Source organism: Gilliamella sp. App2-1, assembly GCF_001690255.1.
Lineage (GTDB): Bacteria > Pseudomonadota > Gammaproteobacteria > Enterobacterales > Orbaceae > Gilliamella > Gilliamella apicola_G.
This window is the reverse complement of the sequence record NZ_LZGR01000039.1, coordinates 26,749-36,724: the sequence shown is the minus strand read 5'-3', so window position 1 is coordinate 36,724 and position 9,976 is coordinate 26,749. Positions and strand designations below refer to the sequence as shown.

The following is a 9,976-nucleotide window of genomic DNA, read 5'->3' as shown; positions in this document are numbered from 1 at the left end:
TTTACGGTTAAAAATAATGGGACTACCTCGACGTGTAAAAAGATTTTGATAAAATTCAGGAATCATTAAATATTCGAGAATAATGTAACAAAATAAACCAGAAGTTAAAAGATAGAAAAGTGTATCACTATTGCACGTTATAATAGAATATATCAAAGATGGAATTAAAAAGATCCCCGAAATTGAGAGAAAAAAACTCATACATAAATAAAGAATCTGATCAGATTTTGTTTTACGAATAAAAGCACAGTAGTTATCATTGGCATATAGAAGACGCTGATCCGCACCCGTTAAATAGTTACCGCCTTTTACTAAATCGCTTATCCAACCAAAAATTTGGGGTTGATATTGTGATGGCATTGTTCTGCTCCTTAATTTAAATTTTATTGTTTTGAGTCACGATTAATGGCACGTCTTCACGGTTATTGTATTGAATAATAATTTGATATTTTACAATATTAAACGCGCTTATGGTGCCGGCGATCCATTTATTGATAATAAGCCCATTTTGAACTGGCTTGTCGCTATTGGTTATTGTTTTATCAGTAAGATGATTAGCCGATGTGGTTAATGTAAATTCGTCTGGCTCGTCAATAGTGTTATAATCAGGCTCAGGCAGCCCTGTCATGACATTACGGTTGCGATCATACTTATCAAAATAGGCTTTTTGTCCGTCCCCGCCCTGAGCTATTAAAACTTATTGTTTGACATGATGCCGTTGTTTAATTTCGGCGAGCTCTGCTTGCGATGTGGCATTAAACGCTTCGACCATCCATTCTGGCCAGCCTTGTCCTTTAATAATGTTGTCTTTAAATTGGGTTTCTTGTTCCCATTTGTATTTGCCATCGTTTAAGCCAGCTAATTTGTTCGCGCACATAAAGTTATTGACCCAACCCCAAACCAGATAACTGCCTATGCCAGCACGTAATGGGTCTAGCAATATATGGTCGATTGTTTTATGGGTATGGGGTTTGCACACCATTAATATGGTGGTGTTGAGTGAAGAGCGTGAAAAGTTATGCACCACCACCCCTTGTAAATGGGCCCAGTCATATTCTTTTATGCGTTTTTTATTAGGGTGCAAAAAGGTTAGCGGATTACGTAACACTTTAAAATTAAAAAAATAGCTTTCATTGATATACACTTTACCCGTTTTACGATTAAAAATAATGGGGCTTCCTCGGCGTGTAAAAAGGTTTTGATAAAATTCAGGAATCAGAAGATATAAAGCAAAAAAACAGGTGATGTTCATCAATAATAATACAATATCCATAATTTTTTCATCATTATTAACTGCAGGAGTCATAGTAAAAACGAAATAAAAATAAATACCTATATAAAAAGAAAGACCAAATATTGATATAAAACAAATAAATAAATAAAAAAACTGATCAGATTGTGTTTTACGAATAAAAGCACAGTAGTTATCATTGGCATAGAGCAAGCGATCATCGGCACCCGTTAAATAGTTACCGCCTTTGTCTAAATCGCTTATCCAACCAAAAATTTGGGGTCGATATTGTGATGGCATTGTTTTGCTCCTTATTTTAAATTTTATTGTTTTTAGCCACGATTAATGGCACGTCTTCACGGTTATTGTATTGCACAATGATTTGATATTTTGCAATATTAAACACACCTATTGTGCCAGCGATCCATTTATTGATAATAAGCCCATTTTGCACTGGCTCGACGCTATTGGTTGTGGTTTTATCAGTAAAATGATTAGCCGATGTGGTTAAGGTAAATTCGTCTGGCTCGTCAATTTTGCTATTATCAGGTATTGGGAGCTTAGTCAGTACGCCGACATTACGATCATACTTATCAAAATAGTCGGCTTTATCAAGCGAGATAAGGTATTGATCGCTATAGTTTGCGTTCACAGCTAATAACGTTATTTGTTGCGAGGTGATACGGTATTTTAGATCGATATATTTTTCGGGCTGTGGGTCTGGCTGGCTTTTTAGATTTGGGTAATCATTAATAAATAAGCGAATTAGCGCAATTGCACTTTCGCTTTGATTGTATTTGGCAAAATCGGGAATATCCAAATAAAAATAGATATGCCGTTGAAATGGATTTGGGGCATCGGGCTCAGGTACACCTGTTATTGATGGGGCATGATATAGCGGTTTTAAACGAATAAAAGTTTGAATATTATAGACCATGATCGCATAGTCGTTGAGCGCTAAGCCAAAACCCGCGTGAGTGCTATATTCATCTTCGTGATAAGCTTGATAGCCTAAATAGTCCAATTCTTCTTGCTTACCAAAGCAGCAACGGTTTAACCAGTGTTGAATAGCTGTAAATTTATCGTACTTTTTACTAAACATAACCGCGATTGAACCACCAATCATTAAAGCAACACCCGCAATAACAGTTACCCATGAACCAACTAATGCTACAATTGCACCAAAACCTAATGCAATCGAACCACCTAACCTATAAATAAAATATCTATTATCTTCCATATTTATCATATCAAACGAACTTTTTAGTTCACCGATCGCATCTAATACCGTGATCGTAGCCGTGGCTCTGGAAACGGTTTTAGAAATTATGGCATTGAACTTAAGCTTAGCTTCTATTGCTGTTGCACCTTTACCTGCTTTAATCGCTTCAGTCATTTGCATATTGAGTTTGATATTTTTATATTGGTTAGTTAAGTCGATGCTAGTTAGTACCAGTGACACCAGATCTTTAAGCATTTTCCCTTTTAGATCGGTTTCACCGTCACCTTCTTTTGCTTCATCCCATTCTTTAAGCATATCGCTAATGTTTATTAGGGTCAGGGTACCTAATATACCGTTCACCGCAAGATTGATGCTAAAAGTTATGTTCCCCGTTTTGACGTTTTGATTAGCGGTTTGTAATTCTATCTTATTATAGATACGTTCTAATTCATGTTGCGCTTTGTCTATCACGCCTCCTGCTTTTGATATTTTTTCGTTTATTTTAGCTTTAGCTCGCTCTAGGGCTTTATCACTGATTTTGCGTAATTTATCAGTGATTGACGCTTTGCCTTGATTCACTTTTTCTATGTTTTCAAGCAGTGTTTTTTGTTTATGGATTAATTTGAAATAATCTTTATACTTTTGCTCCATAAATTGTTTTAAGCTGTATGGGCTTAATGTGCCATTAGTGCCGTTGATAAAGTCCACAAACAAGGCTTTACTGGCTTTATCAGGAAAGCATAGGGTAAATTTTGCTTTTTGCATTTTGCCCGAGCTGGTTTTAATGGGCTTTTCATCAATATCAAAACTTTCTAAAAAAGCAAGCTCGTGCGGGTGATAAACGCCACGATTGTAAAAACCCCGATGCATTTGGGTTAATAAATTTTGAATTTTTACGATATTTTCTGGTCTAATTTGCACGTTTATTTCAACGGGTAGTGCCCCTAGTTTGGCAAGTTCATCAAATGCATTAAGCCGCATCCAGTGCGATTTTATCGGTTTAAATAGGGTGTCTTTAGCCAGTGTTGCCTGTTTTTTTAGTGCCGTGCGGTTAAGTAAACTTTCACTATATTGGGTTGATGCGTGAGTTTGTTGTGTTGAATTAGCAAGGTTGGATAATTCTTTATTTACCGCTTCAAGGCTTTTATTTAATTCCCTATTCTTGGTTTCATAAGCCTTTTTTTCGCGCCTGAGTTTTTCTTGTGCTACGGGATCACTCGCTGGAATTTGTTTTTTTTGTTGTTCAAGCTCGTCAATTTTTTGTTTATTTTGTTCAATTTTAGCTTCTAGCTCGGCTTTGTTTTTTTCTAATACACTTTTTTTATCGTTTAGATCTTTATCGCCATTTTTTTCTGCAATTGCTGTAGAGGCTGTACCAATAAACTCCGTTGTTTTTGATAACCAATCCTTTGGTGTTATCAATTCATTAGTTTTTAAGTCTACATAGACCTTTTCGTCACGATCGATACCTTTAGCATTGTGATATTCGGTGATGTAATAGATACTTTCAGGATTACTGAGCAGCTCGTCCCATAGGGCACTGTCTTGATCGAGTTTAATTTCGGAATGGGTGGTATCGACTAAAATAGATCCAACTTCTGATGCGTGCACCAATTGCGTCGTTTCGGTGCTAAAATCAAATTCACGTTGCCAAAAATGATTGGTGTTAACGCTTTTGGGTTTGGTTTTGCTAAATTGCGAGACAATGCCTTGTTTACCAAATAACCAACGCAAATAGGTAAAGTAGTCCTGCGACCACTCTTTATGGTAATTAACTACTTCGTTATAGGCTGTTTTTAATTCCCTTTTGAAGGTATCAACTTTACCTTGATCTACACAGCTATCAAACTCTTTGAGTTTTTCCTTTTTCATCGATTTTAATTTGCTTATTGTCACCGCATTTTTTGGTGGTGACGACATTATCACACCAATATAACTATCAGGAGAACGATTAGCGAGTTCGATTTCATCTTCTTTTTCCAGTATTGCGATTTGTCTGTTGAATGAATCTTCAATCGAGGTTCGGTACTGCTCCATTAATTGTAAAATTACCCGCTTTTTAAACATTACTGGTTGATAATAATTAAATTGATCTTTCAATACTGGGTTGATCGTTTGGATCAAGTTTTTTGCTCGTTGTTCATAGATTTTCGTTGTTTTATCTAAATCGTCAAAACCATCGATTAATTCTTCTGCTAAATTCACTTCTTCTGCGGTTAATGGTATTTCGTTAATCATATGCAGGTGCGATACCCGTTGCGAGTTGAGCTCTTCGGCGATACCGAAGGTGTCTTCTAATACGACCCCGCAAGAAATAGCCCTGTCACCTTGGTATAATCGGTTAACATGACTGGCAAATCGGTGTTTTTGCTCTGCAAAACTTTTAAATGGATGGGCCGATTTAAAATGCGCCAGACCTTGCTCTCCAAAACGAAACTCGAGCACTTTGCTTTTATCATTATCATCATGTTCATGACTATAACCAAAAATATCTTTAAACGGCACCGCTCGGTTACCGGTTGCCTCAGACGGTGAGTCTTTGAGTTTTTGTATATCAATTTTGGTAAAACGCGATAACACTTGGCTATCTTGTTCTTTGAGATAATCGTCGAGGGTCTTTTTGGGACAAGGTTGTGAAGAATAAGCCACCCACGCTTGCGTAAAGCGCTTATCATCAAGATGAATAAACGAGGCAGGAATGAAGTGGCAGGCATCTTTACACGCTTTTGATAATGGTCTTGGCTGGGTATGGGGCAGTTCGTGGGCATCTTTTAAACGTAGTGCCCCATCAATGCATTCATATGCGTCAATTATTCGGCTCTCAATATCATCACCTTGTTGTTGCATCACATAAACATAGCCGTTACGCAAAGTGCGAAGTACATAGTCATAATATTCTAAGGGAGCTTCTGGCATGCGATGTTTAAAATCTAACGTTTTAGCATAATTCGCCAGTTCTTGATAAGTGCGGTTAACCTGTTTAATTTTAGTGAATTTTGTTTTTATCACGGCTTGACGCAGTAAAAAGACCGGTAATCCTGTTCGCTCACAGGCAGGGCAACGACCGGCGGCTTCGTTTTTATATTGTATCGCGATGTTGGCTATTTTTTGCATCTTACGCTCTTTAATTCTTCAATTCTTGTTTTATCGAATTTTGTGATTTTTCAAAAGGAATCTATTGGCTTTTAAGGTTAATCAATGTCGGGTATAGGCTGAGTTCATCATCTAAAGCGGTGTGGAATACCTGAGTGAGTCTCTTTGCAGCAAATAGATTCAATAATGAATCTTGTGATAATGAGCTTATTGAATTCAGTGACACTTTATTGAGCGATAACGGACTTAATACGGTTATTGCCTCATACAAAGACGGTTTATCATTGACCGATAGGAAGTTACTTAACGCGGAGATTGTTGACATTAAGGTTTGATAGCTAGCTGAATGAAAAGAAAAACTGGCTTTTTGATTGAGAGTCGCCTCAATGGAGAAGGCTTTATCGTAACGAGTAGAAGTAATCACATAACGCCAAGGCTGATTTAACCACTCATCACCGTCAACATACCAAACCGAAATCGACGAGCGCAGCCCCTCAACGGTTAAGGTATAGCCGTTATGGCTAATGCAGCCTAAACCCGCCATTAATCCGTCAATCAATCCTTTACCTAATTGTCCAAAAAGGCGATTAAAGCCATTCGCCATATTGTTTTCCTATTTTCCCTAAAATCGCTATATTTTATTGTTAATGATGTTATTCGTTTATCGTTCTTTATATTATAGTTTTAAGCATAAACGATAATGGGAACAGAGTATAAATCATTTTAACGCAAAGTTAACCTTTTTTGATGGATACTTTTGCTTAACGTAAGGAATTTTTGTGAGTTAAGCAGGTATCAGATATAAGGTATGTAGTAGCGACTTAACGCCTTTGTTTGAAAAAAGCAATTTAGGCAACGTCATACTTTGTTAAGTACATTTTTCAACCAGTTAAATTAAAAATAATTTTATGCTCAAACGGTATAAATTTCTGGATATATTTAACAAGAAATTCCGTCTTTTTAATAGAGAAAAGCTCATTTTTATTGCTAATTATGTTATAACTATATGAAATTTAAAGATTAATTGGTAGAATAAAAAATCACAATGTTCTCTCTATTTTTTTCTAAAATTACTTTAATAAAAACAATGCATTATAAAATCATGGTTATTTTAAAAATCATTGAAAAAGTTGGTAGAAATTTGGTGTTAAATATTTTAATGATAAAACAATGTGTTATAATTGGTCTGTACCCTATACACATAGGGATAAACCGAATTGCCATTACCATTGTCTAACGTTGATTATCTGTACCCTATACACATAGGGATAAACCGATAAAAATGTTATTAATCAGGAAATCCATAATCTGTACCCTATACACATAGGGATAAACCGCCCTTTTATTTTATTAAATATTTTCTATAGTTCTGTACCCTATACACATAGGGATAAACCGCAATTTTTAGCTCGCTTTAATGCATTTTGAATCTGTACCCTATACACATAGGGATAAACCGGCCAAAATCTCCCCATTATTAGGATCAATAGCCTGTACCCTATACACATAGGGATAAACCGCAAAAATTTTTGCTCTGCATCATAAGTGGAACCTGTACCCTATACACATAGGGATAAACCGTGTCACTTTATTGTTTTCTACACAGTCTTTTCCTGTACCCTATACACATAGGGATAAACCGTACCCTGAGATGGCGAAACGACTAGATCCAACCTGTTCCCTATACACATAGGGATAAACCGCCCTTGCGTTAAGGCTTCATTTCGTTGTTTGGCCTGTTCCCTATACACATAGGGATAAAACCGTGACAAAATTTTTATTTATAATTTATTGAAAGATTCAATAAATTATGTGATAACTATCATACAGATCAAAAAGTCATTAAACCTATCTACCTTAAAGTAAAAAGAGCGATAAGCGCTTTGACTAAGATGTGATATGCCAAGTATTTAAAGATGCACAAGAAAAAAGATTAAACGATTACGTGTACAATTTTCAATAATGTTTAGATGACTATTTAAAACATGCAATATAAACAGTTCGACCTTTTCTAATGAATTATGTGAATTTAATAGATTTTATGTGACTTTTAAAGGTGTTATTGAAGCAAGTTAACGTTGGGCAAACTAATATTTATAAATCTCTCAATTAAAAATATTCTACTTGAAAAGTAGAATATACTTTTTTAAAGTAGGTAAGATCATTTAAATAATGATCTTTTTTACCACGCTCTACAAGTCCCAAACAAAATCTCTGGGACGCAATATTCAAAAAACAGTTGAGTATTTATTCCTCAAGGCTTTTTAATATCATATAAAGGAGTGTTGCAATGTCAGAACAAAAAGAACTCACCACTAATAACGGTGCCCCAATAGCCGATAATCAAAACTCCCGAACTGCCGGTCCTCAAGGTCCGGTGTTGATAGATGATTTTCAGCTTATCGAAAAACTTGCCCATTTTAACCGTGAAAACATCCCTGAACGACGAGTCCACGCCAAAGGCTCTGGCGCACATGGTACCTTTACAGTCACCAATGATATCACTCAATATTCTTATGCAAGCCTATTTGCTAGTGTAGGTAAGCAAACTCCAATTTTTGCTCGCTTTTCGTTAGTAGGAGGAGAGCGTGGCTCATCTGATACAGCGCGAGATCCCCGTGGGTTTTCAGTCAAGTTTTATACCGACCAAGGCAATTGGGATATTGTAGGCAATAATACCCCGGTATTTTTTATTCGCGATCCACTCAAATTTCCTGACTTTATTCATACGCAAAAGCGTGATCCCAAAACTAATTTAAAAGATCCACAAATGATGTGGGATTTTTGGTCTTTATCGCCAGAATCACTCCATCAAGTCACTATTTTATTTTCGGATCGTGGTATTCCTGATGGTTATCGTCATATGCACGGTTATGGTAGCCATACCTATAGCTTAATTAATAAGAATGGTATACGAACTTGGGTTAAATGGCATTTTAGAACCGAACAGGGAATCAAAAATATCCACCCCAAAAAAGCAATGGAAATAGATGGAACTAATCCAGATTCTGCACAAGAAGATCTATTTAAAGCCATTGAACGAGGAGACTATCCAAAATGGCGAATTTACATACAAGTTATGACCGAAGAGCAAGCCAATAACCATCCTGAAAATCCGTTTGATGTCACTAAAGTGTGGTCACAAAAACAGTATCCATTAATTGAAGTTGGCGTGATGGAACTCAATCGTAATCCAGAAAACTATTTTGCGGAAGTTGAACAATCTGCCTTTGAACCAAGTAATGTGGTGCCTGGAACAGGCTTATCACCAGATAAGATGCTACAAGGCCGAATTTTTGCTTATGCCGATGCACACCGCTATCGTATTGGTACTAATTATCAACAATTGCCGATCAATGCGCCAAAATGCCCTGTGCATAATTATCAACGCGATGGCGCAATGCGTTTTTATACCCCTGATAATGCCCCTAACTATGAGCCTAATAGCGTCGATAGCGCACCAAAACAGCAACCACAATATGCCGAACCGCCAATGCATGTCCCAGCAGGAACAATGGATAGGCATGATCATCGTGTGGATGGGGATTATTACTCACAGCCACGCGCACTATTTAATTTAATGAATCCCGATCAAAAACAACTGCTTATTGATAATATCGTTGGCTCAATGAAGAATGTGAAGCGGGACATTCAAATTAGACAGCTCAAACACTTCTACAAAGTACATCCTGATTATGGCGCTGGAGTTGCCAAAGGACTGGGGGTTGATGTTGACCTAATAAAAAGCTAATACTCAAAATAACAATGCCGACTAAAATTGGTCGGCATTGATATTTTTATAATAGCGATATTTATAGCTTAACCATTTGCTTCAACTTATTCAATAATCCTGAGTAATCCACTTTAGCAAAGTCAGTTACATCAACTTCGAGCAATTTACCTAGAACAAATTGATCATACCGCCGTATTTTGCAAACTTGGTAAAATTGATCCTTGTTGATTAAGTCATCAGCAAGATTTCGATTTTCTAACGCATCGCCATAATGATAGTGTTGCATTATATGACTCAAATGGCGTTCAGGTGAACGATCACGCTGGTAACGACGTTGCCATATCACATCAAAATCAGCAACTAAGCGAAGGGTTATCACTTGGTAGTAATATTGCTCAGTAAATTCACTTAGTTGCTTTTTTTGCTTATCACTAAATGGGTATTCAGAAATAATCACCTTTTTACCTGCATCCATATATAGTTTTAAAACACCGTAATAAAATTGCCAAGCTTTGTGTTCTAACGCTTCTTTTTCAGCTTTACAATTAAAGCCAACAGACTCAGCATATAAAATTTTGGCTTCATCGGGTGTTATAACAAAGCTATCTTTAAATTGCTGTTGCAATTGATTAACTAGATAGGTTTTTCCCGTACATGGACAACCTGCCAGTAAAATTAAATATTTCTGCATACTAAC

The 9,976-nt window shown here is 36.5% G+C and carries 7 protein-coding genes; 1 reads left to right on the top strand and 6 read right to left on the bottom strand.

Translation table 11 applies throughout. From position 1 onward, the window contains the following. From A9G22_RS05105 to A9G22_RS05085, 5 genes are all read right to left on the bottom strand, one after another. Window positions 1–360, bottom strand: a 360-nt coding sequence (locus tag A9G22_RS05105; RefSeq protein WP_141669928.1) for a hypothetical protein, incomplete at its 3' end; no start/stop codon positions are given. Window positions 361–376: 16 nt separating this feature from the next. Next, window positions 377–628, bottom strand: a complete 252-nt coding sequence (locus tag A9G22_RS05100; protein ID WP_065586504.1) for a hypothetical protein — start codon at window positions 626–628, stop codon at window positions 377–379. A 69-nt stretch (window positions 629–697) separates the two neighbouring features. Continuing rightward, complete coding sequence (locus A9G22_RS05095; RefSeq protein WP_075508467.1) at window positions 698–1,531, bottom strand: DUF6708 domain-containing protein; 834 nt, start codon at window positions 1,529–1,531, stop codon at window positions 698–700. A 16-nt stretch (window positions 1,532–1,547) separates the two neighbouring features. Then, complete coding sequence (locus A9G22_RS05090; protein ID WP_075508466.1) at window positions 1,548–5,567, bottom strand: toxin VasX; 4,020 nt, start codon at window positions 5,565–5,567, stop codon at window positions 1,548–1,550. A 61-nt stretch (window positions 5,568–5,628) separates the two neighbouring features. After that, window positions 5,629–6,150, bottom strand: coding sequence for a hypothetical protein (locus tag A9G22_RS05085; RefSeq protein ID WP_075508465.1), 522 nt, complete (start codon window positions 6,148–6,150; stop codon window positions 5,629–5,631). A 1,686-nt stretch (window positions 6,151–7,836) separates the two neighbouring features. Between A9G22_RS05085 and A9G22_RS05080 the strand changes: the two genes are divergently transcribed. Next, window positions 7,837–9,297 carry a catalase gene (locus A9G22_RS05080; RefSeq protein WP_075508464.1) on the top strand — a complete coding sequence of 487 codons (1,461 nt, stop codon included), beginning with the start codon at window positions 7,837–7,839 and terminating at the stop codon, window positions 9,295–9,297. Between the two features lie 61 nt (window positions 9,298–9,358). Here A9G22_RS05080 and A9G22_RS05075 read toward each other — a convergent pair whose 3' ends face one another. Continuing rightward, complete coding sequence (locus A9G22_RS05075; RefSeq protein WP_075508463.1) at window positions 9,359–9,970, bottom strand: AAA family ATPase; 612 nt, start codon at window positions 9,968–9,970, stop codon at window positions 9,359–9,361. Between the last annotated feature and the right edge of the window lie 6 nt (window positions 9,971–9,976).

What these genes read in the sequence shown, in the direction of transcription:
- A9G22_RS05100 (WP_065586504.1), bottom strand. Translation starts at nt 628, where the DNA reads ATGACAGGGCTGCCTGAGCCTGATTATAACACTATTGACGAGCCAGAC.
- A9G22_RS05095 (WP_075508467.1), bottom strand. Translation starts at nt 1,531, where the DNA reads ATGCCATCACAATATCGACCCCAAATTTTTGGTTGGATAAGCGATTTA.
- A9G22_RS05090 (WP_075508466.1), bottom strand. Translation starts at nt 5,567, where the DNA reads ATGCAAAAAATAGCCAACATCGCGATACAATATAAAAACGAAGCCGCC.
- A9G22_RS05085 (WP_075508465.1), bottom strand. Translation starts at nt 6,150, where the DNA reads ATGGCGAATGGCTTTAATCGCCTTTTTGGACAATTAGGTAAAGGATTG.
- A9G22_RS05080 (WP_075508464.1), top strand. Translation starts at nt 7,837, where the DNA reads ATGTCAGAACAAAAAGAACTCACCACTAATAACGGTGCCCCAATAGCC.
- A9G22_RS05075 (WP_075508463.1), bottom strand. Translation starts at nt 9,970, where the DNA reads ATGCAGAAATATTTAATTTTACTGGCAGGTTGTCCATGTACGGGAAAA.